21 protein-coding genes and 1 pseudogene are annotated in these 26,113 nt (G+C 72.4%); 9 read left to right on the top strand and 13 right to left on the bottom strand.

Translation table 11 applies throughout. From position 1 onward, the window contains the following. Nucleotides 1-101: 101 nt before the first annotated feature. From ligA to SJY07_RS21420, 3 genes and pseudogenes are all read right to left on the bottom strand, one after another. Nucleotides 102-2,219 (bottom strand): NAD-dependent DNA ligase LigA, encoded by a 2,118-nt coding sequence (ligA, locus tag SJY07_RS21430; RefSeq protein ID WP_380161497.1) that lies wholly within the window; start codon nucleotides 2,217-2,219, stop codon nucleotides 102-104. Between the two features lie 50 nt (nucleotides 2,220-2,269). Beyond that, nucleotides 2,270-2,808, bottom strand: a pseudogene (locus SJY07_RS21425) (GNAT family N-acetyltransferase). Further along, nucleotides 2,801-3,823, bottom strand: coding sequence for a methionine synthase (locus SJY07_RS21420; protein WP_328292186.1), 1,023 nt, complete (start codon nucleotides 3,821-3,823; stop codon nucleotides 2,801-2,803). The pseudogene SJY07_RS21425 and the gene SJY07_RS21420 overlap by 8 nt, the downstream one beginning before the upstream one ends. A 159-nt stretch (nucleotides 3,824-3,982) precedes the next feature. On the opposite strand from SJY07_RS21420, the gene SJY07_RS21415 reads away from it, so the two are divergent. The 3 genes from SJY07_RS21415 to SJY07_RS21405 all read left to right on the top strand — a co-directional run bounded on the left by SJY07_RS21415 (nucleotide 3,983) and on the right by SJY07_RS21405 (nucleotide 9,038). Continuing rightward, on the top strand, nucleotides 3,983-5,671 hold the full coding sequence (locus SJY07_RS21415) for an alpha/beta hydrolase (RefSeq protein ID WP_328292187.1): 1,689 nt from the start codon (nucleotides 3,983-3,985) through the stop codon (nucleotides 5,669-5,671). Between the two features lie 181 nt (nucleotides 5,672-5,852). Further along, complete coding sequence (locus tag SJY07_RS21410; RefSeq protein ID WP_328292188.1) at nucleotides 5,853-7,082, top strand: DUF445 domain-containing protein; 1,230 nt, start codon at nucleotides 5,853-5,855, stop codon at nucleotides 7,080-7,082. A 57-nt stretch (nucleotides 7,083-7,139) separates the two neighbouring features. Then, entirely contained in the window at nucleotides 7,140-9,038 is a 1,899-nt protein-coding gene (locus SJY07_RS21405) for a putative bifunctional diguanylate cyclase/phosphodiesterase (RefSeq protein ID WP_380161496.1), read from the top strand. Nucleotides 9,039-9,059: 21 nt separating this feature from the next. On the opposite strand, the gene mnmA is transcribed toward SJY07_RS21405, so the two are convergent. Continuing rightward, a complete protein-coding gene (gene mnmA, locus SJY07_RS21400; protein ID WP_328292190.1) occupies nucleotides 9,060-10,142 on the bottom strand; it encodes a tRNA 2-thiouridine(34) synthase MnmA in 1,083 nt (360 codons plus the stop codon). Beyond that, nucleotides 10,142-11,386 (bottom strand): cysteine desulfurase family protein, encoded by a 1,245-nt coding sequence (locus tag SJY07_RS21395; RefSeq protein ID WP_328292191.1) that lies wholly within the window; start codon nucleotides 11,384-11,386, stop codon nucleotides 10,142-10,144. Before SJY07_RS21395 ends, mnmA begins: the two co-directional genes overlap by 1 nt. A gap of 33 nt (nucleotides 11,387-11,419) precedes the next feature. On the opposite strand from SJY07_RS21395, the gene glgX reads away from it, so the two are divergent. Then, the gene (glgX, locus tag SJY07_RS21390; protein ID WP_380161495.1) at nucleotides 11,420-13,597 is read left to right on the top strand and encodes a glycogen debranching protein GlgX; all 2,178 of its coding nucleotides are present in this window, start codon (nucleotides 11,420-11,422) and stop codon (nucleotides 13,595-13,597) included. Beyond that, nucleotides 13,594-14,316, top strand: a complete 723-nt coding sequence (locus SJY07_RS21385) for an alpha/beta fold hydrolase (RefSeq protein WP_380161494.1) — start codon at nucleotides 13,594-13,596, stop codon at nucleotides 14,314-14,316. Before glgX ends, SJY07_RS21385 begins: the two co-directional genes overlap by 4 nt. On the opposite strand, the gene SJY07_RS21380 is transcribed toward SJY07_RS21385, so the two are convergent. Genes SJY07_RS21380 through SJY07_RS21365 form a run of 4 tightly spaced genes read right to left on the bottom strand, consistent with a single transcriptional unit; the run spans nucleotide 14,258 to nucleotide 18,016 of the window. Continuing rightward, nucleotides 14,258-15,124: an ABC transporter permease gene (locus SJY07_RS21380; RefSeq protein WP_380161493.1), complete on the bottom strand. Its 867-nt coding sequence runs from the start codon at nucleotides 15,122-15,124 to the stop codon at nucleotides 14,258-14,260. The two genes, SJY07_RS21385 and SJY07_RS21380, sit on opposite strands and share 59 nt — an antisense overlap. Continuing rightward, entirely contained in the window at nucleotides 15,124-15,984 is an 861-nt protein-coding gene (locus tag SJY07_RS21375) for an ABC transporter permease subunit (protein ID WP_328292195.1), read from the bottom strand. The genes SJY07_RS21380 and SJY07_RS21375 overlap by 1 nt, the downstream gene beginning before the upstream one ends. After that, the gene (locus SJY07_RS21370; protein WP_328292196.1) at nucleotides 15,984-16,847 is read right to left on the bottom strand and encodes an ABC transporter ATP-binding protein; all 864 of its coding nucleotides are present in this window, start codon (nucleotides 16,845-16,847) and stop codon (nucleotides 15,984-15,986) included. Before SJY07_RS21370 ends, SJY07_RS21375 begins: the two co-directional genes overlap by 1 nt. A 59-nt stretch (nucleotides 16,848-16,906) precedes the next feature. Further along, nucleotides 16,907-18,016: an ABC transporter substrate-binding protein gene (locus SJY07_RS21365; RefSeq protein WP_328292197.1), complete on the bottom strand. Its 1,110-nt coding sequence runs from the start codon at nucleotides 18,014-18,016 to the stop codon at nucleotides 16,907-16,909. 374 nt (nucleotides 18,017-18,390) lie between these two features. Between SJY07_RS21365 and SJY07_RS21360 the strand changes: the two genes are divergently transcribed. Further along, nucleotides 18,391-19,791, top strand: coding sequence for an NtaA/DmoA family FMN-dependent monooxygenase (locus SJY07_RS21360; protein ID WP_380162456.1), 1,401 nt, complete (start codon nucleotides 18,391-18,393; stop codon nucleotides 19,789-19,791). Here the strand turns inward: SJY07_RS21360 and SJY07_RS21355 are convergent. Then, nucleotides 19,764-20,348 carry a TetR/AcrR family transcriptional regulator gene (locus SJY07_RS21355; RefSeq protein ID WP_380161492.1) on the bottom strand — a complete coding sequence of 195 codons (585 nt, stop codon included), beginning with the start codon at nucleotides 20,346-20,348 and terminating at the stop codon, nucleotides 19,764-19,766. The genes SJY07_RS21360 and SJY07_RS21355 overlap by 28 nt on opposite strands. 32 nt (nucleotides 20,349-20,380) lie before the next feature. Between SJY07_RS21355 and add (SJY07_RS21350) the strand changes: the two genes are divergently transcribed. The 3 genes from add (SJY07_RS21350) to SJY07_RS21340 all read left to right on the top strand — a co-directional run bounded on the left by add (SJY07_RS21350) (nucleotide 20,381) and on the right by SJY07_RS21340 (nucleotide 23,650). Further along, nucleotides 20,381-21,358 carry an adenosine deaminase gene (gene add, locus SJY07_RS21350; protein ID WP_328292199.1) on the top strand — a complete coding sequence of 326 codons (978 nt, stop codon included), beginning with the start codon at nucleotides 20,381-20,383 and terminating at the stop codon, nucleotides 21,356-21,358. After that, nucleotides 21,355-22,386, top strand: coding sequence for an adenosine deaminase (gene add / locus SJY07_RS21345; RefSeq protein ID WP_380161491.1), 1,032 nt, complete (start codon nucleotides 21,355-21,357; stop codon nucleotides 22,384-22,386). Before add (SJY07_RS21350) ends, add (SJY07_RS21345) begins: the two co-directional genes overlap by 4 nt. 136 nt (nucleotides 22,387-22,522) lie before the next feature. Continuing rightward, entirely contained in the window at nucleotides 22,523-23,650 is a 1,128-nt protein-coding gene (locus SJY07_RS21340) for a LacI family DNA-binding transcriptional regulator (RefSeq protein ID WP_380161490.1), read from the top strand. A gap of 225 nt (nucleotides 23,651-23,875) precedes the next feature. Here SJY07_RS21340 and SJY07_RS21335 read toward each other — a convergent pair whose 3' ends face one another. From SJY07_RS21335 to SJY07_RS21325, 3 genes are read right to left on the bottom strand one after another with little or no spacing between them, the layout of a single operon-like run. Continuing rightward, complete coding sequence (locus tag SJY07_RS21335) at nucleotides 23,876-24,277, bottom strand: universal stress protein (protein ID WP_328292202.1); 402 nt, start codon at nucleotides 24,275-24,277, stop codon at nucleotides 23,876-23,878. Further along, nucleotides 24,274-25,059: an ATP-binding cassette domain-containing protein gene (locus SJY07_RS21330; RefSeq protein ID WP_328292203.1), complete on the bottom strand. Its 786-nt coding sequence runs from the start codon at nucleotides 25,057-25,059 to the stop codon at nucleotides 24,274-24,276. Before SJY07_RS21330 ends, SJY07_RS21335 begins: the two co-directional genes overlap by 4 nt. Beyond that, the gene (locus SJY07_RS21325) at nucleotides 25,056-26,081 is read right to left on the bottom strand and encodes an ABC transporter permease (RefSeq protein ID WP_328292204.1); all 1,026 of its coding nucleotides are present in this window, start codon (nucleotides 26,079-26,081) and stop codon (nucleotides 25,056-25,058) included. Before SJY07_RS21325 ends, SJY07_RS21330 begins: the two co-directional genes overlap by 4 nt. Nucleotides 26,082-26,113: the final 32 nt, after the last annotated feature.

Here is a 26,113-nt window from a genome sequence, read left to right as displayed (position 1 = left end):
TGGGTGCGCCTGTCGGTGTGCCGAACCGGGCGCCATGACGCCGTCTTCGTCGCACCGACGGTTCACTCCACGTGGTGACACCGGTGGGTGCGACGGGGACGTCACGAGCCCTCGGGCTCGGCCTCCTCGTCGGGTTCCGCGTCCGGCTCGGGCAGGGCCACCGCGTCGGGCCCACCCTCGAGCAGCGTGACGAAACCCTCCTCGTCGAGGACCCGGACCTTCAACTGCTCGGCCTTGTCGGCCTTCGTCCCTGCGGCCTCCCCGACGACGACGTAGTCCGTCTTCTTCGAGACGCCGCTGGAGGCCTTGCCGCCGCGGGACAAGATCGCCTCCTTCGCCTCGTCGCGGGAGAACCCGGTCAGCGAACCGGTGACGACGATCGACAACCCCTCCAGCACCCGCGGGGTCGTCTCGTCGCGCTCGTCCGCCATCCGCACCCCGGCCTCGCGCCACTTGCGGACCACGTCGCGGTGCCAGTCGATGGCCAGCCACTCGACCACCGCGTCCGCGATCGTGGGGCCGACGCCCTCGGCGGAGGCGATCTCCTCGGAGCTCGCCTCCTCGATCGCGGTCATCGACGCGAACCGGTCGGCCAGCGCACGGGCGGCGGTGGGGCCGACGTGGCGGATCGACAACCCGACCAGCACCCGCCACAGCGGTTGCGACCTGCGCTCCTCGAGGTTCTTCAGCAGGCGCTTGCCGTTGGCGGAGATCGCACCCGCCTTCGTCGTGAACAGCGGGACGCGGGTCAGGTCGTCCTCGGTGAGGGTGAAGAGGTCGCCCTCGTCGGTGATGACCCCGGCCTCCAGCAACGCCGTCGCCGCCTTGTCGCCGAGGGCCTCGACGTCGAAGGACCCCCGACCCGCGAGGTGGAAGACGCGTTCGCGCAGCTGCGCCGGGCAGCTGCGGGAGTTGGGGCAGCGGATGTCGACGTCGTCGGCCTTCTGGTGGGCCAGTTCCGTCCCGCACTCGGGGCAGTGCGTCGGCATCACGAACTCGCGTTCGTCACCGGTCCGGGACTCGACGACCGGGCCGAGGACCTCGGGGATGACGTCGCCCGCCTTGCGGACCACCACGGTGTCACCGATGAGGACGCCCTTGCGCCTGACCTCGTCGGCGTTGTGCAGGGTCGCCATGCCGACCGTCGACCCCGCCACCAGGACGGGTTCGAGCACCGCGAACGGGGTGACCCGCCCGGTGCGACCCACGTTGACCTGGATGTCGCGCAGGAGCGTCGTGACCTCCTCGGGCGGGTACTTGTAGGCGATGGCCCACCGCGGTGCGCGCGAGGTGGAACCCAGCCTGCGCTGCAGGGGGACCTGGTCGACCTTGACGACGACCCCGTCGATCTCGTGCTCGACGTCGTGGCGGTGCTCGCCGTAGTACCGGACGTAGTCCGCCACCTCGGGCAGGGTGTCCACGACCCTGACCCGCGGGGACGTCGGCAGCCCCCAGGCGGCGAGCTTCTCGTAGGCCCCGGACTGCGAGTCGTTCTCCATCCCGCGGCGCGCGCCGATGCCGTGCACCAGCATCCGCAGCGGACGCGTCGCGGTCACCCGGGGGTCCTTCTGCCGCAACGACCCCGCGGCGGCGTTGCGCGGGTTCGCGAACGGGGGCTTCCCGGCCTCGACGAGCCCCGCGTTGATGGCCGCGAAACCCTCCAGGTGGAAGAACACCTCGCCGCGGACCTCGAGGAACTCCGGGACGCCCTCCCCGCGGAGGCGGTGCGGGATGTCGTCGATCGTGCGGACGTTGAAGGTCACGTCCTCCCCCGTCCGACCGTCGCCGCGGGTGACGCCCCGGACGAGGCGGCCGTCCTCGTAGACGAGGTCGATGGCGAGGCCGTCGATCTTCGGTTCGCACAGGTAGCGGGCGCCCGCGCCGACCTCCTTCTCCACCCGGGCCGCCCACGAGGAGAGCTCGTCGGTGGAGAAGGCGTTGTCGAGGCTGAGCATCCGCTCGGGGTGGTCGACGGCGGTGAACTCCGTCGAGAAGGTCCCCCCGACGGTCTGGGTGGGCGAGTCGGGGGTCCGCAGCTGCGGGTGCTCGTCCTCGAGCGCGCGCAGCTCCTTCTCCAGCTCGTCGTACTGCCCGTCGCTCAGCGGCGAGGAGTCGCGCACGTAGTAGGAGAAGCGCGCACCCTCGATCCGGGCGACGAGCTCCTCCCAGCGGTGCCTCGCAGCGGGCGGGACCAGACCGTCGTCGTTCACGGGAGCCATCCTGCCGCGCAGGTCCGACACGTGCCCGGGAGCGGGTCAGGGCCGATCGGTCAACGGCGACTGGTTCCCGTCGGCCGCCGCAGGACCACGAACTCCAGGTCGTCGCGGCGGGGCCGGCCGAACCGTTCGTCGCCGTAGGGGAACGGGCGCCGCTCACCGGTCGCGACGAACCCGAGCCGTTCGTACCAGGCGATGAGGTCCCCGCGCTGGGCGATGACGGTCATCTCCAGCGCGGGCGCGCCCCAGCGCCGCACCGCCTCCGCGTCGGCGTGGGCGAGCAGCCGGGCGCCGATGCCCCCGCCCTGGATCGCGGGGTCGACCGCGAAGGTCCCGAAGTAGCCGAGCTCCCCGACCCGTCGCAGTTCGCAGCAGCCGACGGTCCGGCCGTCGCGTTCGGCCAGCAGCAGGGTCGCGTCGGGCGCCGCGAGCACGGCGGCGATCCCCGCCTCGTCGGTCCGGCGACCGTCCAGCAGGTCCGCCTCGGTCGTCCAGCCGGCCCGGCTCGAGTCCCCCGGTAGGCCGACTCGACGAGGGCCACGACGTCGGCCACGTCGGCGGGTTCCGCCTCGCGGAAGGTCAGGTCAGTCACCGGAGGCCTCCGCCATCGCCCCGGCCGCCTCGCGCAGCCGCGTCAGCAGTCCCCGCACGGCCGCGGGGTCCGTCTGCGACAACCCCTCGGCCGGGGTCACGACGACATCGGCCAACCCGGTCGCGGGCAACCCGATCCGTCGCCACGGCACCCGCACCACGTCGACGAGCGCGGCGACCGCCGGGGCGGTCCCGGTCACGGGCAGGATCCCCGCCCACAGCCGCAGCCCGTCCTCGATCCCCGCCGCGACCGACTCCCAGCCCGCCACGCCGAGGTCGCGGACGTCGAGCGCGATGCCGGCCGCCCCCGCCTCCCGGACCAGCGCCCAGGGCGCGTCCTCGGCCCGCAGCCGGACGACGGGCTCGGCGCCCGCGTCGCGGACGGCGGTGAGGACGTCGCGCAACCCGTCGCGCACGAGCGAGCGGTCCACGGAGCGCAACGTCCCGTACCCGGACTGGGTCGGGACCCGGCCTTCGAGGACGGCGGCGAGGGAGGGTTCCTCGACGTGCACGACGACCTGCGCGCCGGGGACGAGGCGCCGCACGTCGCCGACGTGCACCTTCAACCCCTCGGCCAGTGAGGCGATCACGTCGCGCCGGGCGCCGTGGTCGGAGACGGCGCGCTCGCCGCGGTGCAGCTCGACCGCGGCCAGCAGCGACCACGGCCCCACGACGGCGAGCGCCAGCGGGCCGCTCCAGCCGTCGGCGGCCTCGGCGAGCTCGTCGAGGTCGGCGCGCAGGAACGACGCCGCCCGCCCGGCGTCGCGGCCGGGGGCGTCGACGAAGCGCCACCCCGCGGGTTGCAGGTCCACGTGCAGGTCCACCAGCAGCGACGCCGTGCGTCCCAGCGCGTCCGCCCCGGGCCCCCGGGCCGGCAGCTGCGGCAGGTGCGGGACGTGCGGGGGTTCGCCGAGCTCACCGAAGACGGTCCGCGCGGCCTCGCGCGGGTCCTCCCCCGGCATGGATCCGACGGCGGCGGCCGTTCCTGGTGCGTTCTCTGACACGTCTTCTGGCACGTCGCGACCGTAGCGCGGCGGGGGCGGGTCCCCCGAAGGGAGGATGCGACGATCACCGCTCGCCCGGTGACACCGGGGTTCCGGATGCGGGTGGATGGACGGGCTCACAGCCGACACCTGGGATCCACCGAGGTCCCGGGCGACCCGGGAGGTCCACCCGTGCCCCACCGCCGACCCGCCGTCCTCGCCACGGTGAGCGCCTTCGCGCTCGCCGGGCCCCTGCTGATGGTGGTGCAGCCCGCCGCCGCGCAACCCTCCGTCCCGGGGATCCAGCGCCCCGCCACCGTGGAGGAGGCGCAGCGGGAGTTCGAGGCGCGGACCCCCCAGCGCTACCGGGACCAGGACCTCGCCTGGACCCCGTGCACGCCCGCGCAGATCGGGGTCCTCAACGCCCTCGTCGGGGGTCTGGAGTGCGCGCAGGTGGCCGTCCCGCGCGACTGGAACGCCCCGGAGGAGGGCGACCCGCTGCAGGTGACGATCAGCCGGGTCCCGCACGCGGGTCCCCGCCCGCAGCGGAGCATCATCACCAACCCGGGCGGACCGGGAGGTGCGGGTCTGACGCTGGCCACGCTGGGTTCCTCGATCCCGGCGCTCGCCGCCACCGAGGTCATCGGCCTCGACGTCCGGGGCACCGGGGCGAGTTCGCCCCTCACCTGCGGCGGCGACCTGACCTCGGCCTACGGTGCGCTCCCCGACCCCCACGACCGCTCCCCCGAGGCCCTCGCCCTGACCGCGAAGGTCGTGCAGGCCGCGGCGGACGCCTGCGCGGACGACCCGCTGAAGGACGTGGTGAACACCCGGCAGACGGTGCTCGACGTCGACCTGGTCCGCGACGCGCTCGACCGCGACACCATCGACTGGGTCGGCTACTCCGGCGGGACCTGGCTGGGCACGCAGTTCGCGACGCAGCTCCCGGGCCGGGTCGGGCGCTTCGTGCTCGACTCCACCGTCGACGCGACCGCCGGCTACGAGCAGGTCTTCTCCTACCAGCCGATGGCCTTCCAGCGCCGCTTCGAGCAGGACTACGCCCCCTGGGCCGCGGCCGGGAACTCCTCCTACGGTCTGGGTTCCACCGGCGAGGAGGTCGTGGCGACCTACGACCGGCTGCGCGCGGACCTGGCCGCCCGGCCGCTGGAGATCCCGGGTCTGCCCCTCGACGGCACCGTGCTCGACGCCCTCGTGGCGCAGTCGATGTACGGCAAGTCGAGCTTCGGTCAGCTCTCGTGGTTGCTCTCCGGCGTCCAGCTCCTCCACGACCTGCGGGGTCCCGGTGACGCGCAGGCCCCGGCGGCCCTGAGCTCGAGCGTCGCCGCCCTCGCCCGCGCGTTGGCCCCCGCACCCCCGGCCGCCGAGAGCCAGACGGCGACGTTCGCCGCAACCACCTGCAACGACAGCCCGTGGAACCGCAGCCAGGAGCACTGGAACGCCGTCGGGGACGAGCAGGGCGCGAAGTACCCGCTGCTGGGCTACGGGCAGTCGGCCCAGATCTGCGCGTACTGGGACCGCGCCGACCTGCGCCTGCCGGACGTCGACGGCGCCGACCTGCCGCCGCTGCTCATCGTGCAGTCCCGCCACGACCCGGCCACCGCCTACGAGGGTGCCGTGAAGACGCACGAGGCGCTGGGTTCCTCGATCCTGCTGACCGTCGAGGACGAGGGTGACCACGGCATCTACGGGATGGGCAACGCCTGCGTGGACGACGTCGTCGACGCGTTCCTGACCACCGGGGCGACCCCGGCCGGCGACCTCTCCTGCGAGGGGGTCGGGCTGCCGCCGGTCGCCGGCGGGCCCGGGGAGGACCTGCTGGCGAAGGTGCTGCGCGCGGCCCGCGCCGGCTCCTCGATCTGAGGAACCCCGCCCGGCCCGGGTCCGTCCTCCGACGGACCCGGGTCGAGCCGTCGGCCCGTTGGCAGGAGGCCCTGCGGTGGGCGTTGATGGGGTCGTGACCGCCGGACCGCGCACCCGCGCCAGCGGGTGTGCGGTGTCGACCAGGGGCGGTCCTGGGTGAGGATGAGCCGGTGAGCCCTCGATGACCGACGACGAACGCCGCTCCGCGCTGCGCCGCATGCGCACGATCGCGACGAGCCTGCTCGTGCTGGCCGCGATCGTCTACGCCCTGACCATCGGCGACACCGGGGCGATGGGCTACGTCAACGCCGCCGCCGAGGCCGCGATGGTCGGCGCGGTCGCGGACTGGTTCGCCGTCACCGCCCTGTTCCGGCACCCGCTGAAGCTGCCGATCCCGCACACCGCGCTCATCCCGCGCCGCAAGGAGGCGCTGGGCAAGAGCCTCGAGCAGTTCGTGGCCGAGAACTTCCTCGCCGAGGAGGTCGTGCGCGACAAGGTGGTGCGCGCCGGGATCCCCCGCCGGGTGGGGTCGTGGCTGACCGAGCGCGGCGGCGCGGCCCGCGTCGTCGACGAGGCCTCGACGGTCCTCACCGGGGCGCTGGGGATCCTGCGCGACGAGGAGGTCACCAACGTCCTCGACCAGGTCGTCGTCCGGCGCCTCGGGGCGCAGTCGTGGAGCCCGACGGTGGGCCGGTTGCTGGGCGAGGTCGTCGCCGACGGCACCCACCACCCCGTCGTCGACCTGACGCTGGCCGAGGCGCAGCGCTGGCTGCGGGCCAACGAGGACCGCGTCCGGACGATGGTCACCGGCCGGGCACCGCTGTGGGTCCCGGACTGGCTCAACGACCGGCTCGGCAAACGCGTCTACACCGAGGCCCAGAACTGGGTCGACGAGGTCGTCGCCGACCGCGACAGCGCGGGCCGCAAGGCCATCGACGACCTGCTGGCCCGCTACGCCGACGCGCTGCAGAACGACCCGGAGACCCGGGCCAAGGCGGACGAGTTCCAGCAGCGGCTGCTGAACTCCCCCGGCCTGGCCGACACCGTCGCCGGGTTGTGGTCCAGCGTGCGGGGTTTCCTGCTCGAGGCGCTCGAGGACCCCACGTCCTCGCTGCGGGCCCGCAGCGAGGAGGCCCTGGTCGACCTCGGCCACCGCCTCGTCGAGGACGAGGTGTTCGCCAAGCGGGTCGAGGGGCACGTCTCCGACGCCGCGGGGCACGTCGTGCGCCGCTTCGCCCCGGAACTGGCGACGGTCATCTCCGACACCGTGGCCCGCTGGGACGGTGACGACGCGGCCCAGCGGATCGAGCTGCACGTCGGTCGCGACCTGCAGTTCATCCGCATCAACGGCACGGTCGTGGGCGGTCTGGTCGGGGTCTTCATCCACACGGTCACGGTGCTCGTCAGCTGACTGGGCCGTTCGGGTGGTCCGGATCTCCACCGCGGTACCGCCTGCCGATGCAGGAGGGTGACCTCCGTCTGGGACCTCGTGCGTCGACGGGCCAGTGCTGCCTTCTCGTTGCTGCCGCGCGGGCGGATGCTGCCCGACGAGGTGTGGCACCGCCGCCACCGGGCGATCGTGCGGGTCGCCGGTCTGCAGGCGGTCGCGCTGGTCGTCTTCGGTGCCTTCGCAGGGCAGGGAGTCCTGGTGAGCTTCGCGGGTGGCGCGCTCGTCGCGGCTCCGCTGGTCCTGGCGACCCCGACGTTCTACTCGCGCAAGCTCCGGTCGGCGACCGCCTCGGTCAGCCTGTTCCTCGCCTCCACGGTGCTCGTGCAGTTCTGGCACGGGCAGACCGAGGCGCACTTCCACTTCTTCGTCATGGTGGGCCTCGTCGCCCTCTACCAGGACTGGGTCCCCTTCAGCGTCGGGCTGGCGATCGTCGTCGTCCACCACGGCCTCATCGGCACCCTCTTCCCGGAGGACGTCTACGACCACCACTCCGCGATGACCCACCCCTGGCGGTGGATGGCGATCCACGCCGGGTTCGTCCTGGCAGCCAGCGTCACGCACCTCTCGTCCTGGCGGCTCAACGAGCAGCAGGGGTTGCGCGACCCCCTGACCGGCCTCGCCAACCGCACGATGCTCACCGAGTTCCTCACCCGCGGGCTGTCCCGTCACGACGAGCTCGGGGTGCTCTTCGTCGACCTCGACGACTTCAAGAACGTCAACGACTCCCGGGGCCACGCGGCCGGCGACCAGCTGCTGCTCGCCGTCGCGCAGCGCCTGCGCGCCTCGGTCCGCAGCGCCGACCTCGTCGCCCGCCTCGGCGGGGACGAGTTCGCCGTCGTCATCCACGGCGGATCGGGCCCTGCGCGCCGGGTCGGTGAACGGTTCCTCGCCAGCCTGGCCCAGCCCGTCGACGTCCAGGGACAGCAGATCTACGTCCACGCCAGCCTCGGTACCGCCGACACGGCGACGATGTGCGGCACGGTCAGCGATCTGGACGCCCCCGCGGAACTCCTGCGCAACGCCGACCTGGCGATGTACTGGGCCAAGACCAGCGGCAAGAACCGGCTCGTCGCCTACGCCGAGGGGATGTCGCAGGCCGCGCAGGACAAGGCCTCGTTGCGCGACGACCTCGCGGCCGCGCTGGCCGAGGACCAGTTCGAGGTCTTCTACCAGCCGACGGTGGACTACCGGAAGGGCGGGGAGGAGACCTCCACGAAGGGGTACGAGGCGCTGCTGCGCTGGCAGCACCCGAAGCGCGGCACCGTCCCGCCGCTGGAGTTCGTCCCGCTGGCCGAGGCCAGCGGGGACATCCTCGCCATCGGGGCCTGGGTGCTGCGCACCGCGACGATGCAGGCCGCGACCTGGACGGCCGAACGCGGTCACCCCGTCGGCATCGCCGTCAACCTCTCCGCCGTCCAGCTGGGGTCCGACGAGATCATCGAGACCGTCCGCGCGGCCCTGCGCGAGAGCGGCCTGCGTCCGCACCAGCTCACGCTGGAGGTGACCGAGAGCGTCCTCGTCGACGACCTCGAGGCGGTGTCCGCGCGGTTGGCGCAGCTGCGCGCCACCGGCGTCCTGGTGGCCATCGACGACTTCGGGACCGGCTACTCGAGCCTCTCCTACCTGCGCCGACTACCGGTCGACACGGTCAAGATCGACCGTTCGTTCATCAGCGACCTCGCCCAGGGCGGGTCGGCGACGACGCTGGTCGCGAGCATCATCGAACTCGCCCGCAGCCTGGGCCTCGACGTCGTCGCCGAAGGGGTGGAGACCGAGCAGCAGGCCCAGGTGCTGCGGGACCTGTCCTGCACCTACGCCCAGGGCTACCTCTACGCCCGACCGCAGCCCGCGCACATCGCGGGGCAGGCCCAGGGCGCCCTGTCCGCGGCGCCGGCCCCGCAGGTCGCGTCCGCCTGAGGCGCAGTGGAGACGGGTGGCTCAGGCCGTGGTCGTCCCGGAGATCGTCGCGGAACCGAGCACCTGGGTCCCGCGGTAGACGGCGACCGTCTGCCCCGGCGCGACGCCGGTGAGCTGGGTCCGCAGCCGCACCTGCAGCACCTCGCCGACGAGCTCGGCGACGGCGGGCACGGGTTCGCCGTGGGCACGGACCTGGACGTGGACCTCCACCGGTCCCAGCGGTGCCTCGGTGTTCCAGATCGCGTCGACGGCCTCGAGGGCCTGGACCGCGAGCCGCTCCGCCGGGCCCACGGTGACGGTGCGGCGGACGGGTTCGATGCTCAGCACGTAGCGCGGACGACCGTCGGCGGCGGGCTTGGAGATCCCGAGACCCTTGCGCTGGCCGACGGTGTAGCCGTAGGTGCCGGAGTGGGTCGCGAGCACCTCCCCGGACTCGTCGACGATCTCGCCGGGGACCTCACCGAGGCGGTCGGCGAGGAAACCCCGGGTGTCGCCGTCGGGGATGAAGCAGATGTCGTGGCTGTCGGGCTTGTTCGCCACGGGCAGCCCGCGCCGCGTCGCCTCGGCCCGGACCTCGGCCTTCGTCGGGGCGTCGCCGAGGGGGAACATCGCGTGCGCGACCTGGTCGGCGTCCAGGACGGCGAGCACGTAGGACTGGTCCTTGGCCGCGTCCGCGGCGCGGTGCAGCTGCGCCCGCCCGTCGGCCCCGGTGACGATCTGCGCGTAGTGACCGGTGGCGACGGCGTCGAAGCCCAGGGCGATCCCCTTGTCGAGCAGGGCCGCGAACTTGATCCGCTCGTTGCAGCGCACGCACGGGTTCGGGGTCCGGCCCGCCGCGTACTCGGCGACGAAGTCCTCCACGACGTCCTCGACGAAGTCGTCGGAGAGGTCCCAGACGTAGAACGGGATGCCGAGCAGGTCCGCGGCGCGGCGCGCGTCGAGGGAGTCCTCGATCGTGCAGCAGCCGCGGGAGCCCGTCCGCAGGGTCCCGGGGTTGCGGTTCAGCGCCATGTGCACGCCGACGACCTCGTGCCCGGCGTCGACGGCCCGGGCGGCGGCGACCGCCGAGTCGACCCCACCGCTCATCGCGGCCAGCACACGCATCAGGACACTCCCCCGGTCGATCCCATGGCCAGTTCCTTCGTCGTGCGCGGTCGTCGCCGCGCCCGGGCCGTGCGCGACCCCGTCGCCCGCCGGGCCCGTTCGACCGCCGGCCCGATCGCGGCGAGCGCCGCGTCGACGTCGGCGTCGGTGGAGTTCCAGCCCAGCGAGAACCGCAGGGCGCCGGCCGCCTCGGTCGCGCTCAGGCCCATCGCGAGCAGGACGTGGCTGGGTTGCGGGACACCCGCCTGGCAGGCCGACCCGGTCGAGCACTCGACCCCGGCGGCGTCGAGGAGGTAGGTGAGGGAGTCCCCCTCGCAGCCGTCGAAGGTCACGTGGGCGTTGCCCGGCAGCCGGTCGGGGGCGGCGGCTCCCCGCAGGGTGGCGCCGGGGACCTCCAGCAGGCCGGCGACCAGCCGGTCGCGCAGGACCGAGAGCCGGGCGACCTCCGCCGGCAGGCCCGCGGTCGCCGCGGTGAGCGCGGCCGCGGTCGCCCGGGCCCCCGCCGCGTCCAGGGTCCCCGACCGGACGCCGAGCTCCTGCCCGCCGCCGTGGACGAGGGGGACGAGCGTGGTGCCGCGCTTGACCAGCAGCGCCCCGCTGCCGACGGGACCACCGAACTTGTGGGCCGAGAGGGAGAGCAGGTCCGCGCCGGAGGCGGCGAAGTCGAGCGGCAGGTGCCCCACGGCCTGGACGGCGTCGGTGTGCAGCGGGACCCCGGCCGCGTGGGCGAGCTCCGCGGCCTGCGCGACGGGCTGGACGGTGCCGACCTCGTTGTTGGCCCACATCAGCGAGACGAGGGCCACGTCGTCACCCCCGCCGTCGGCGAGGGCGGCGGCCAGGGCGTCGAGGTCGGTGCGCCCGCTCGCGTCGACGGGCAGCCAGGTCACCTCGGCCCCCTCGTGGGCCTGCAGCCACTCGACGCAGTCGAGGACGGCGTGGTGCTCGGTGGCGCTGAGCAGCACCCGCCGCCGGGCCGGGTCGAGGGCGCGACGGGCGCGCAGCAGTCCCTGCAGGGCGAGGTTGTCGCTCTCGGTGCCCCCGGAGGTCCAGACGACCTCCCCCGGGCGGGCGCCGAGCGCGCTCGCCAGCGCCTCGCGGCTCTCCTCCACCGCCACCCGGGCGCGACGGCCCGCGGAGTGCAGCGAGGACGGGTTGCCGGCGCCGACGCGGGACTCGCCGACGAACGCCTCGAGCGCCTCCGGGCGCAGGGCCGTCGTCGAGGCGTGGTCCAGGTACGCGCTCACACCCGACAGTCTAAGGACTGGCAGACTGCGCCGGTGCCTGTCCCGACCCACCGAGAGCCCACCGCAGCGACGTCGCCCGGTCGCGGCGCGCCGACCCGCGCGCACCCGCTGGGGGTCACGCTCACCGGTGACGGGGCGGACGTCGCGGTGCTGGCGGCCCACGCCGACGGGGTCGAGGTGTGCCTCTTCGACGACGCGGGACGCGAGACCCGCACGGCCCTGCCCGACGTCGAGCTCGGCGTGTGGCACGGTCACGTCCCCGGTCTGGTCGCCGGCACCCGCTACGGCCTGCGCGTGCACGGCCGCTGGGACCCCGAGCGCGGGCTGCGGCACAACCCGGCCAAGCTGCTGCTCGACCCCTGCGCCCGGGGCGTGGAGGGCGAGGTCGCCCTCACCCCCGAGATCTTCGGGCACACCGTCGGCGAGGACCTCGAGGGCGACCTCGCGGTCGCCGACCTCCGCGACAGCGCCCCGCACGTCCCCCGCGGGGTGGTGCTCGCGCCGATGCCCGAGGCGCTGCGGGTGCTCGAGGACGAACGACCGCGGACCCCGTGGTCCGACACCGTCCTCTACGAGGCGCACGTGCGCGGGCTGACCCAGCGGTTCCCGGAGGTGCCCGAGGCCGAGCGCGGGACCTACGCGGCGCTCGCGCACCCCGCGGTCCTGGCCCACCTGAACTCCCTCGGCGTCACGGCCCTGGAACTGCTGCCGGTGCACGCGAGCACCTCCGAGATCGCCCTGCGTCGGCGCGGGCTGTCGAACTACTGGGGGTACAACACCCTCGGGTTCAACGCCCCGCACGCCGGGTACGCCAGCGCGGCGGCCCGGGACGCCGGGGCCGACGCCGTGCGCGAGGAGTTCCGGCGCGCCGTGATGGCCCTGCACGAGAACGGGATCGAGGTCATCCTCGACGTCGTCTACAACCACACCTGCGAGGAGGGGCCGGACGGTCCGCACCTCTCGCTGCGCGGTCTGGACGACTCGACGTACTACCTGCGCGACGCCGGCGGCCGCCCCTTCGACGTGACCGGGTGCGGCAACTCCCTCGACTTCGCCGAGCACCGCGTCGTGCAGTTCGCGCTGGACTCGTTGCGGCACTGGGTGACCGAGTACGGCGTCGACGGGTTCCGGTTCGACCTCATGACGACCCTGGCGCGCGGGCGGGACGGGTACTCCCCCGACCACCCGTTCCTGGTCGCCCTCGGTGCCGACCCGGTGCTGGCCGGCACGAAGCTCATCGCCGAACCGTGGGACGTCGGGCCCTACGGCTGGCGCACCGGCCAGTTCCCGGCCCCCGTCCACGAGTGGAACGACCGGTTCCGCGACGGCATCCGCCGGTTCTGGCTCACCGACGCCCGCGAGATCTCCTGGGGCCACCCGGCCCCCGTCGCCGGGGGCCGGGGCCTGCCGGAGCTCGCGACCCGCTTCGCCGGTTCCGCCGACACCTTCGACGTCGCGCGCGGTCGGCTCACGAGCGTGAACTTCGTGACCGCCCACGACGGGTTCACCCTCGCCGACCTCACCGCCTACGACCGCAAGCACAACGAGACCAACGGCGAGGGCAACCGCGACGGCAGCGACTCCGACACCAGCTACAACCACGGCGTCGAGGGCGAGACGACCGACGCGGCGGTCCTGGAGCTGCGCCGACGCGCCATCCGCAACGTGTTCGCCACGCTGGTGCTCGCCACCGGGGTCCCGATGATCACCGCGGGTGACGAGTTCGGGCGCAGCCAGGGCGGCAACAACAACGCCTACTGCCAGGACGACGAGACGTCGTGGATCGACTGGGAGCTCGAGGGCTGGCAGCGTGAACTGCTCGACGACGTCCGCGAACTCCTGGCCCTGCGCAGGCGCTACCCGGTGCTGCGCGAGGCCGGGGTGCGGCGCGGGTCGCCGATCCGCGACCAGCGCAGCGACCTGATGTGGTTCGCCGAGGACGGCACGCCCATGAGCGGCGAGAACTGGCACGAGGCGGACCGGCGGATCCTGCAGGTCCTGGTCGACGGCCGCGACCGGGGTCAGGCCTCGGTCCTCGTCGTCGTGAACGGTGGACCGCGTCAGCGTGACGTCGTGCTGCCGAGCGTCGAGGGGTTGCCGACGTTCCAGCCCCGCTGGTCCAGCACCGCCGACCGCCGCCACCGGGCCGCCCCGGCCGGTCGCTCGTTGCGGCTGGCGCCGTGGTCGGTGCGGGTCCTCGCCACCGCGTGAACCCGCTGGTCCTGCTCCCGGGCCTCGGCTGCGACACCTCGCAGTTCCGGTTCCTGACCGGGGCGTTCTCCGACGGGTTCGACGTGCGGGCGCTCGAACTCCCCGGCCACCACGGTGCGCCTGCGGTGGCGGGTCGGGCGTCCCTGGACGCCGTGGCCGAGGAGGTGGCGACGCGGGTCCCGGCGGGTTCCGTGCTCGTGGGTCACAGCACCGGCGGGATCGTCGGCCTGGTGATCGCCGCGCGACACCCCTCGCTCGTCGAGCGACTGGTGCTGCTGGACTCCAACGTGCCCGTCACCCCGGAGGCGTTGGCGCGCAAGGTCGCCCGCGCAGCCGACGTGCGGGGACCGGTGTGGCGCACCGTGCTCGAGGAGTCGATGCGCTCCTCGTGGGGTCCTCGCCGGACGGAACTGCGCGAGGAGGTCGTGGCCGGGATCCTCGCCACCCCGGAGGCCGCGCTGCGTCCGTTGTGGTTCGACGTGCTCGCCCTCGACCCGCGCCCGCTCCTGGCCGCGCTGCGGGTCCCGGCGCTCCACGTGCGCTCCAGCCGCGACGTCGACGCCGCGGCCCTGCACGCGCTGAACCCGGGGGTGGGTTCGGTCGACCTGCGCGAACTCTCCCCCGGGCACTGGCCGCACCTCACCGAACCCGACGCGGTGGTCAGCGCCGTCCGGCGTTGGGTCCCCACTTGGCCAGCACCAGCGTCTCCACGATGCTGACGACGGTGTAGAGCAGGATCGAGGTGAACGTCACGACGACGACGATCGACCAGAGCTTGTTGTACTGGACGTTGGCGTTGGCGCGGAAGATCTCCGATCCCAGCCCGGTCCCGCTGAACAGCCACTCGTAGAGCATCGCGCCGATGACCGCGCCGGGCACCGAGATGCGGATCGCGGCGAACAGGTTGGGCAGCGCGGTCGGGACGGCGACCAGGCGCAGTGCCGTCCACTTCGTCCCGCCGTTGACCCGGATCACGTCGATCGCCTGCGGGGAGGCCGAACGCAGACCGATGGCCGCGTTGACCAGGACGGGGAAGAACACGACGACGCCGCCGATGGTCGCCGCACGGAGCAGTTCGGAGTGGAAGGTCATCCCGATGATCGGGGCCATCGCGACGAGCGGGACCGAACGCAGCATCATGGCCAGCGGCATGAAGACGAACTCGAGCGGACGGATCACGGTGAACAGCGACGCGACGACGATCGCGCCCACGACCCCGGCCAGGAAACCCGTGATCGAGTCGGTGAGCGTGACCTTCAGCCAGCCCCACATGTCGCTGCGGTTGGCGGCGGCCTTGTCGTCGGCGAACAGCCACTGGTAGACGTCGAGCGGGCGTTTGCCGACGAACTCGTCGATGGCGAGGATGCGCAGCAGGGCGTACCAGGCGATGACGAGGACGACCGCGGAGATCACCAGGGTCAGCACGGAGATCCCGATGCGCTTGCCCACGGCGGAGGCGACGGAGGCGTTGCTGCGGTTCTCGTGCACCTCGGTGCCCGCGGGTGCACCCGTGGTCGTGGTGGCCATCAGAGACCCGCCTTCCGTTCACCGGTCGAGGACCAGGGCGTGAGGAGCTTCGCGACGAGGCCGATGACGACGTAGGCGAGGCCCGCGATGAGGCCGCAGAGGATCGCCAGGCCCCAGATCTGCGCGTACTTCAGGTTGGTCTGCGCCGCGATGATCATGATGCCGATGCCGGAGTCCACCCCACCGAGGTACTCACCGAGCACCGCGCCGAGGAAGGAGGCCGGGGCGGCGAGCTTGAGGGCACCGAAGACGTTGGGCAGCGCGGCGATGAGGCGCACCTTCACCAGCGCGGTCCACGTCGACCCGCCGTAGGCGTGCACCACGTCGAGGGCGGTGCGGTCGGCGGCGCGCAACCCGAGCAGGCAGCCGACGACGGAGGTGAAGATGACGCTGATCGCGGCGAGGAAGATCGACGCAGTCCGCGCACCCGGGTCGGAGACGATGAGGACGATGGGCCCGATCGCCGTCAGCGGGATGCAGTAGGAGATGACCGCGACCTGGTTCGCCGCCCCCTCCAACGGCGGGATGAGCAGCACGACCACCGCGATGGCGATGGCGGCGAGGTTCCCCCACAGCCAACCCTGCGCCGCCGACGACGTCGTGACCGAGAGGTTGTTCCAGTAGGTCTGGAACCCGGTGTCGCCGAACTGGCGCAGGACGCCCCACGGAGTGGGGACGATCCCGTTGCTGCCGAAGAAGATCGAGCTGACGAGGCTCCAGACCGCCAGCACCGAGACGACGCCGATGACGCCGCCGACCCACGGCGGCATCTCCTTCCCGGCGACGACGCGCCTGCTGCGGGGGGCCGTGGCGCCGGCGACACCGGTGACGGCCGCCTCCTCCTGGACCGAGCTCGCCATCAGTGCTCGTCCCCGCTGCCGCCGCCGAAGAGGATCTCGGACAGCCGGTCGTGGTAGGCGTGGAACTCCGGGGTGCGCATCATCTCCGGCGTGCGCGGGCGCGGCAGGTCGATCTCGACGACCTCCACGACCCGGCCGGGGCGCGGGCTCATGACGGCGACGACGTCGGAGAGGAAGATCGCCTCGGAGATCCCGTGCGTCACCATGAGGGTCGTCGCGGGCTTCTCGGTCCAGATGCGCAGGAGTTCGACGTTGAGGCGCTGGCGGGTCATGTCGTCCAGCGCCCCGAAGGGCTCGTCGAGCAGCATCACCGTGGGCTGCACGACGAGGCAGCGGGCGATGGAGACGCGCTGGCGCATGCCGCCGGAGAGCTGGGCCGGCTTGGCCTTCTCGAACCCCTTCAGGCCGACGAGGCCGATGAGGTCGTCGACGAGGCCCTTCGACGGGCTGACCCCGGCGACCTCGAGGGGCAGCCGGATGTTCTGGGCGACCGTGCGCCAGGGCAGCAACGCGGAGTCCTGGAACGCGACGCCCAGCTCGTGGGCGCGCTGCAGCTCCCGGGTCGTCATGCCGTTGACCAGCGCCTCCCCGCCCGAGGGGGTCTCGAGCCCCGCGAGGATGCGCAGGATCGTCGACTTCCCGCAGCCGGAGGGCCCGAGCAGCGAGAGGAACGCGTTCTTGCGCGTCCCCAGGTTCGTCTGCTCCAGCGCCAGGACGCTCTTGCGGCCCAGGTCGAAGCGCTTGGTCAGGCCCTGGAGGTTGAAACCCGTCGCCGCCTCGGGGTGGCCCTTGGGATCGGTCGTGGCCGAGAGCGTTCCCGCGGCGCCGGTGGTGACGGACAGGGACGGGGTGTCGTACGACACGGTCTGACCTTTCTCGAGGACGGCGACGGGGTACCGCGCAGGGTGTCTCAGCCGGTGGTTCAGCCGGTGATGAGCTCGGGGTTCTCCTGGTAGACCTCTTCCAGCAGGGAGAAGTCGAAGAGGTCCTCCGCTGTGATCTTGGTGCCCATGACCTCGAGCGCCTGGATGTTCTCGTCGATGAGCGCCTGGGTCATCGTGAAGAGCCCCTTGGCCTTGGTGTCCTCGGACACGATGAGCGCGGCCTGCGCGGTCGCCTCCTGGGTCTGCTCGGCCAGGTCGAGGTCCTGGTCCTTGCCGTAGCGCGCGTCGGTCACGGCGAGCGTCGCGGAGGCGGCCGGGTCGGCGACCGCGTCGTTCCAGCCCTGGATCTCGGCCTTGAGGAAGGCCTTGAGCAGGTCGCGGTCCTTGTCGATCGTGGCCTGCAGGACGGTGAAGGTCTCGGAGACGACGGGGAGGCCGTTGTCGGCGAAGCCCAGCGTGACCGGGGTGAGCTTGCGCCCGGCCAGCAGGATCGGCTCGTTGGTCAGGTAGGCCATGAACGCGTCGACCTCACCGGTCTCCACGACGGAGGGGTCGTACTGCACGGGGACGATGGTGAAGGTGGACTTGTCGATGTCGTTGGCCTTGCAGAAGCCGTCGAAGATCGTCTCGTTGCCGCCGGTCTGGATCCCGACCTTCTTGCCGGCGAGGTCGGCGATGGTCGCGACCGGGGTCTTCTCCTTCACCGACACCAGGCAGAACGGGTTCTTCTGGAAGGTCGCACCGATGATCTTCAGCGGCGCGTCCTCGTTCGCGATGGCGGGACCGGTCAGCGTCGGCGACGACAGACCGACGAGGGCCTTCTTGGAGAGGACCATCGCCTCGGCCGCGGTCCCCGAGCTGCCACCGGCGAGCAGGTTGACCTTGGAGAAGCCCGCCGCGGTGTAGTAGCCCTTGCTGTCGGCCATGTACTCGCCCGCGAACTCGATGTTCTTGATCCAGGACAGCTGGACCGAGATCTCGCCGAAACCGTCGGAGGAACCGCCGCTGCTCGAACCGGTGGTCGAGCCGGCGTCGTCGTTGCCGCAGGCGGCGAGGCCGGTGACCCCGGCGACGGCGAGGGCGCCGAGGCCGGTGCCGCGGAGGAAGGTGCGACGGTCGCCGACGAGACGCGGACGGGATTCGTTCATGAGCTGCTCCACGGGTGCTTGGGTGTCCTACGGGTCCGGGACGGATCGGCGCGGACAGACGAGGCCGGCTGACGTTCGGCTCTGATCCGGTACTGAAGCACCTGCGCGCTGCGGGGCTGTCACGTCCGCGTGAACGCGGGGTTACGTGGCGACTCATCGTGTGACAACCGTGTTACGGGACTCCGGGGTGGGTCGACCGGGGGACGAGTGGTCACCGATCCGTCACGGTCGCCCACGGGGAGACACCGCCGGGCGCGGCCACGCCCACCCCGTGTCCCCGGACGCACCTCGCACGAGCTTTACACGCCCGAAACACGCGTGTGCTGTCATCTGAACCAGTCGGTTCAACGAGAGGGGTCACACCAGTGCGCACGATGCACCTGGGAGTTTTCGAGGTCGCGGGGCCGCAGGTCGGTGGCACGCTGAGCTGGTCGCACCCGTACAGCGATTCCGTGCACCACCGGGAACTGCAGCACTGGATCGACGTGGCCCAGCTCCTCGAGGCCGCGGGTTTCGACTTCCTGTTCTTCGCCGACGGCTACGGCTACCCCACCGTGGGCGGTGACCTACCGGCCGTGGCCGCCGCCGGCGGCCTGAACTTCAGCGGGATCGACCCCATGATGATCATCCCGACGCTGGCCCACCACACCTCCACGCTGGGTTTCGTGCTGACCTCCTCGACCGGCGTGGACCACCCGGTGGCGACGGCGCGACGCTTCGCCACCCTCGACCACCTGACGAACGGCCGCATCGGCTGGAACATCGTGACCGGCGCCTCCCAGGACACGATCGCCCAGTTGTTCGGGCACACCGAGATGGTCGCGCACGACACCCGCTACGAGATGGCCCAGGAGTACGTCGACCTCACCCTGCAGTTGTGGGAAGGCTGCTGGGAGGACGCGGCCCTGGTGCAGGACAAGGAGTCGGGGGTCTTCGCCGACCGCGACAAGCTGCACCGCGTGGAGCACGTCGGCAAGCACTTCCGCTCCTCGGGGTTCTTCACCGTCGCGCCCTCCGTGCAGCGCACCCCCGTCCTCTTCCAGGCCGGCAGTTCCGACCGCGGTCGCGAGTTCGCCGCGGGGCAGGCCGAGTGCGTCTTCCTGCAGGGCACCACGTTGCCGCACGCCGCGGCCAACGTCGCCGACATCCGCGCCCGCGCGGCGGCCGCCGGCCGCGACCCGCAGTCGGTCAAGGTGCTCGTCGGCGCGACCGTGACCGTCGCCGCCACCCACGACGAGGCGATCGCGCGGCGGGCCGAGTTCGAGGACATGCAGACCGACGAGGTCGCCGCCGTGATCTACGCCGGCAACACCGGGATCGACCTGTCCGCCCTCGACCCCGACCGCCCGCTCAGCCAGATCCACGAGAGCAGCGACGGCCGCATCGGTCAGATGGGGCAGAGCAACATCGACCGGTTCAGGCGGGCCGACGGGACCTGGCCCCTGGTGCGCGAGGTGCTCGAGGAACTGCGGGGCCGGGGCACCCGCGGCTTCACGGTCGTCGGCGACCCGATCGAGGTGGCCGACCGGCTCGAGGAGATCATGGACGTCACCGGCGTCGACGGGTTCCTGCTCGAGGCGATCTTCTCCCCCTCCGACCACCGCCTGTTCTGCGAACTCGTCGTGCCGGAACTCCGGCGTCGCGGGCGCCTGCTCGCCGAGGAGGACCGCCCGGCGGGTTCCGGGTCCCTGCGCGAACGCATCGGGGGTTCCTCGCCGCGGTTGAGCGCCGACCACCCGGGCGCGCGCTACGTGCCGGAACCCACCACGGTCTGAGCGCCGGTGCGGGCGCAGAAGGCCTCGAGCGCCTGCGCCTGCACCGCGTCCACCCCGGCGCGGTCGGTGGTGATGATCAGCGTCATCTGCAGCCCGCGCCACAACGCGATGAGTTCGGTGGCGCGGGCCCGGGCGAGCGCGGGCGCCAGTCCCTCCCGCTCCAACCGCGCCACGGCGGGTCGCTGCCAGGACCCGATGTCCCCCAGCAGCTCCGCGTACCCGGGCTGCTGGGAGGCCTGGCCGAACACCTCGAAGAACAACCGCAGGAACGCCAGGTTGGCCGGGTCGGCGATCTGGTCCCAGACGTGCTGCAGATCGCCCCGCAGATCGCCCTCACCGTTCTCCAGGGCGACCCACGCGTTCTCGAAGGAGGGGAACGCGTCGCGGCCGACGGCCTGCAGCGCCTCCCCGATCAACTGCTCCTTGCTGCCGAAGTAGTACAACAGCATCCGGTGGTTGGAACCCACGGACCGGGCCAGCCCGCGCAACGTCAGCGATGTGACACCGTGGGCCAGGACGTGTTCCGCCACCAGCCGCAGCAACCGGTCCCGTTCCATCCCGACAGGGTATCCACCCACCAGGAGACACCATGCGCGATCTCGCGACGCTGCCCAAGGCGCACCTGCACATCCACCTCGAGGGTGCGATGCGTCCCGCCACCCTCGTCGAGTTCGCGGCGGAGGCCGGTGAGGCCGCTCCCCCCACCCGGGGTTTCACCTCGTTCCCGCAGTTCGTCGAGCACTACGACGGCGCCGTCGCGTTCATCCGCACCCGCGAACAGCTCGCACGGGTGGTCCGCGAGGTCGTCGAGGACGCCGCGCTCGCGGGCGCGGTCTGGATCGAGGCCCAGGCGAACCCGATGTTCTACGTCCCGCGGTTCGGGACACCCGAGGAGGTCCTGACGTTCGTGCTCGAGGTCGGGCAGACCGAGGCCACCCGGCTCGGCATCGGTTTCGGCCTGATGGCCGTCGCCATCCGCAGTCTCCCCACGAGCGAGGCCGAGACCCTCGCCGTCCTGGCCGCCGAGTTCGCCGGACGCGGTGTCGTCTCCTTCGGGCTCGCCGCCGACGAGGCCCTCTGGCCGCCGGCCCCCTTCGAACGGGCCTTCGACATCGCCCGCGAGGCCGGCCTGAAGTCGGCCCCGCACGCCGGGGAACTGCTCGGTCCGGAGAGCATCGTCGGCGCCCTCGACAAGCTCGGGGCGCAGCGCATCCAGCACGGCGTCCGCGCCGTCGAGGACCCGGAGCTGGTCCGCCGGCTCGCGGCCGAGGGCATCGTCCTCGACGTCTGCCCGACCTCCAACGTCGAGCTCTGGGTCGTCCCGGAGATCGGCGCGCACCCGCTCCCCGCCCTCCTGGAGGCCGGCGTCCGCTGCTCGCTCAACGGCGACGACCCGCTGCTCTTCGGCCCCGGCCTGCTCGAGGAGTACGAGACCGCCCGCACCGAGCTGAAGCTCACCGACGCGGAGCTCGCCGGCGTCGCCAAGGCCTCGCTCGAGGGCTCCGCCGCCCCGGCCGACCTCGTCGCGACCCAGGTCGCGGCCGTCGACGCGTGGCTCGCGGGGTGAGCGCGTCCACCCCGGAGTTCCTGCGCTCGCTGCCCAAGACCGAGCTGCACTGCCACTTCGCCTCCACCATCCGCCCGGAGCGGCTGCTGCGGTGGGCCCGCGAACGCGGGGTGCCGCTGCCCAGCGACGACCCGGCGGAACTGGCCCGCTACACCGGTCTGCAGGACTTCCTCGTCCTGTTCAACGCGGCGCACGCGGTCTTCCGCTCCGGCGAGGACGTGGCCCTCGTCGCGTACGAGGGCGTCCGGGCGGCGGTCGCCACGACGAACCTGCGCTACCGCGAGTACTCCGTGAACCCGCACAACTTCGCCGAGCTGGGCCTGCCGTGGCCGGTCGTGCTCGCCGGGCTGGTGGAGGGCCTGACCCGCGCCGAGGAGGAGTTCGGCGTCGGTTTCGGGATCGTGCCGGCGCTGAACCGTTCCCTCGACCTCGCGGCCGCGCACGCCACCCTCGACGTCGTCCTCGCGAACCCGCACCCGGCGGTCGTGGGGTTCGGTCAGGACGACCTCGCCGCCGACGGGTACGAGTCACCGCTGGCGTGGGAACCCGTCTACGCCCGGGCCCGCGCGGCGGGGTTGCGCCTCACCGCCCACGTCGGCGAGATCGCCACCTCGACCGCCGCGTCGGTGGTGGAGGCCGTCGAGGTGCTGCACCTGGACCGCGTCGACCACGGGTACCACGTCCTCGACGACCCGGCCGTCGTGGAGCGTGCCCGGGCCGCCGGGGTGCACTTCTGCTGCACCCCGAAGTCGGCGCACCTGCTCTCCGGCTGGGCCTTCGACGCGCAGCACCCCGTCGCCCGCATGATCGAGGCCGGGTTGTCGGTGAACCTCTCCACCGACGACGAGGTGTTCTTCGCCACGAGCCTGCAGGCCGAGTTCGAGCACGTCGGCCTCGACCTCGGTTTCGGGGACGACGTGGTCGAACAGCTGGCCCTGAACGGGGTGACGGCGTCGTTCGCTCCCGAGGACGTCAAGGCACGACTCCGCGCGGAGATCCGCGCCCTGCGCGGTGGCCCACCGGGGTGAGGTGACGTCACCCGGGAAACTCCCCGAGGTGGGATCGCGGGAACCCGCCGCCCGGACCGGGCCCGCTATGATGGAGGTCGAGTCGTATCCTCACCACCTCCTGGGAGCCACTGTGTCGGGACGCTCATCGCTGACGATGGCGGATGTCGCGCGGCTCGCCGGGGTGTCGACGGCCACCGTCTCCCACGTCGTCAACAAGTCCCGGCGACACACCCCCGCCACCGAACGCCGTGTGCACGAAGCGATCGAGCAGTTGGGCTACGTCCGTGACCCGTTCGCCCGTTCGCTGCGCACCCGCACGAGCGGGATCATCGGCATCGCGATGTCGGCGATCTCGAACCCGTACTTCGCCACGATCGTGCAGGAGATCGAGCGGAACCTCAGGGGCACCGGAACCTCGATAATCCTCGCCGACACCCACGACGACCCGGTCATCGAGGACCGGGTGGTCGAGGACCTCATGTCCCGCCGCGTCGACGGCCTCGTCCTGGCTCCCAGCCGGTCTCCCGAACGTGCTCTGCGTCTCGCCGCCCGCTACGGCGGCCCCCTGGTGGTCGTGGACCGCATCGACACGGGGATCGACTGCGATCAGGTGGCGGTGGAGAACGTCGAACCGGTCCGTGAGATCACGGCGCACCTGCTGGACCTGGGCCACACGCGCCTCGGGATGGTCACGGGGATTCCCGGGATGACCACCAGCGAGGAACGTCTGCGAGGTTTCCTCCTGGCCCACGAGGAAGCGGGCCTGGACGTCGATCCCGCACTGGTCAGGTCCGGTCGCAGCAGCAGCGTCGGAGCCCGGGAGGCGGTGGAGGAGATGCTGGACCTGAGCAACCCCCCGACCGCACTGGTGGCGGGCAACAACGCCATGACCATCGGGACGCTCCGGGCGCTGAAGACGAGGGGCCGGCGCGTTCCCGACGACATGGCCCTGGTCTGCTTCGACGACTTCGAGTGGGCCGACCTGTTCGAGCCCGCCCTCACCGCGATCGCCCAGCCCGTGCGGGCCATGGCCCAGCGGGCGGTGGAGATGCTGAACAGCCGGCGCTCGGACAGTTCGATCGCCGTCCGGCGGGAAGTTCTGCGCCCCGTCGTCGCACACCGCACGTCGTGCGGTTGCGGGGGTGTCGCACCCGGGCGCCCGGCACGCCCCGGCGGTCTGCACTGGGAGAACACCGGGGCGAGCGGTCACGCGCCGCACGACGCCGGGGAACCCGGCAGCGCCACGTCGAGCCGGTCCCCGTCGACGACCCGGTCGGCGTAGTCCCGGGAACTGCGCAGCACCTCCACGGCGTCGTCCTCGTCGCCGCCCGGCTGGGCAGGTGGTTCCCCCCGGTGAGGACGACGGAAACCTCGGTGGCCGGGGCGATCGCCGCGGCCACGGCCTCCTCGAACTGACGGAGAACCCGGTTCCCGCCGCCCCGCAGGCGTCTCACGCGCCGGACGAGGTCGTCGGCGCGTGAGACCCGCGGTCAGAGTTCTGCGCCGCTCACGACGAGGTGGAGCGCACGGCGAGCACCGGGCAGGTCGCCTCCAGCAGGACCCGCTGGGCGGTGCTGCCCAGCAGGGCCTTGCGGACCGGGGAGAGGCGGTGGAGGCCGACGACGATGAGTTCCGCGCCGATCTCCTCGGCGATCTCCAGGATCACCTCGGCGACCGGGGTGGAGGAGGCGTCCCGGTGCTCGATGCGGAACGGGACGCCCTCGTCCGTCATGCGTTCCTGCAGGGCGTCGAGGTCGCGCTCGTCGGCGGCCGTCGGCCTGGTGTACCCCGCCCGGTCGACGGTGTTCACGATGACGACGTCGCTGCCGCGCCAGCGTGCCTGCTGCACCGCCTCGGTGACGGCGAGGAACCCGGTGCCGTCGGGGACGTAGCCGACGACGATGCTCACGACGCGACCTCCTGCACCGGTTCCGGCGGCGGCAGCGCACCGGTCATGAACCCGACGACCTCGTTCATCTCGTGGTCCTGGGGCCGCACGACGGCGGCCCGGCGACCGAGGCGGTGGATGTGGATGCGGTCGGCGACCTCGAACACGGCCGGCATGTCGTGGCTGATCAGCACCACGGGGATCCCGGTGGCGCTGATGCGGCGGATGAGGTCCAGGACCCCTTGGGACTCCCGCACCCCGAGGGCGGCCGTGGGCTCGTCCATGATGACGACGCGACGCCCGAAGGCGGCTGCCCGTGCGACCGCCACCGTCTGCCGCTGACCGCCGGAGAGGCTGTCGACGGGCTGGGTGATGGACTGCAGGGTCGTGATGCCGAGCTCGTCCATCTGCTGGCGGGACTGGCGGCGCATCTCCTTGACGTCGAGCATGCGCAGGACCGAGCCCAGGGGCCCCTTCCGGCGCAGCTCGCGGCCGAGGAAGAGGTTCGTCGCGATGTCGAGGGCGGGAGCCATCGCCAGGTCCTGGTAGACGGTCTCGATCCCGGCCCGCTGAGCGTCCTGCGGGCTGCGGAAGTGCACGGGTTTCCCGTCCAGCAGGACCTCTCCGGCGTCGGGGACGACGTCGCCGGAGAGCACCTTGATGAGACTGGACTTGCCGGCGCCGTTGTCGCCGATGACCGCCAGGATCTCCCCGGCGCGCAGGTCGAAGTCCGCGCCGGCCACGGCGGTGACGTGCCCGTAGCGCTTGACGATGCCGCGGGCCTCCAAGACGGTGTCGCTCATCGCGCCTTCCTCCGGGTGACGGTGTCGAGGGCCACCGCGGCGATGACCAGGACGCCGGTGACGATGTTCTGGAACAGCGGGTCGATGCCGGCCTGGGTCAGACCGGACTGGAGCACCAGGACGATGAGGGCCCCGATGTAGGTGCCGACGACCGTGCCGCGGCCGCCGAAGAGGCTGGTGCCGCCGATGACGACGGCGGTGATGGTGTCCAGGTTCGCGGTCGGGAACGCGTTGGGGGAGGTCGCCGGGCTGCGGCCGAACGCCTGCAGCGCGGCGAGGGCGTAGAACACGCCCGCCAGCACGTACACCGAGAGCAGGACCCGGTTCACGTTGATGCCGGTGCGCTTGGCCGCGAGGTCGTTGTTGCCGACGGCGTACACGTGCCGGCCCCACGCGGTGCGGGTGAGGGCGTAGTGCAGGACCGCCACGCTGATCAGCACCACGACGACGCCGGTGGTGACCTGGAACTGCCCGAAGAGGTAACCGCCCTTGGACAGGACCGTCAGGGGCCCGTCGTCGACGAGGACGGTCTCCTTGGTGTAGAGGCGCGAGGCGGCCTGCAGGATCGTCAGCAACCCGAGGGTGACGATGAACGGCGGCAGTCCCAGCTTGGAGACGATCAGGCCGGAGACGAGCCCGAGCGCCGCGCAGACGAGCAGCCCCGCGAACAGCGCGGGAACCTGCGCTCCGGTGCTGCCGGCGGCGAGCTTGGCGACCACGAGGGTCCCCAGCACCATGATGGCGCCGTTGGCCAGGTCGATGCCGCCGGTCAGGACGATGAGGGTCTGCCCCAGGGCGAGGGTCCCCACCACGACGGACTGCTGGAGGATCAGCGAGAAGTTGTCCACGCTCGCGAAGTTCTCGGTGAGGATCGAGAACGCGACGATGGCGAGGACCAGGGCGGACAGGGGGCCCAGGACGGGGTTGCGGAAGATGTGGTCCGCGAGGGTCGCGGCGCGGGTTCCCGAGGTGTCGGGTACCTCGGCCGCCTTCTCGCTCGCCACCTGGAGGGAGTCGGACATCGGGACGCCTTTCGGGTCGCTGTTCACGGTCG

The organism is Kineococcus sp. R86509, assembly GCF_042466365.1.
In the GTDB taxonomy this organism is placed as follows: Bacteria; Actinomycetota; Actinomycetes; order Actinomycetales; family Kineococcaceae; genus Kineococcus.
This window is presented reverse-complemented; position numbering and strand designations above follow the sequence as displayed.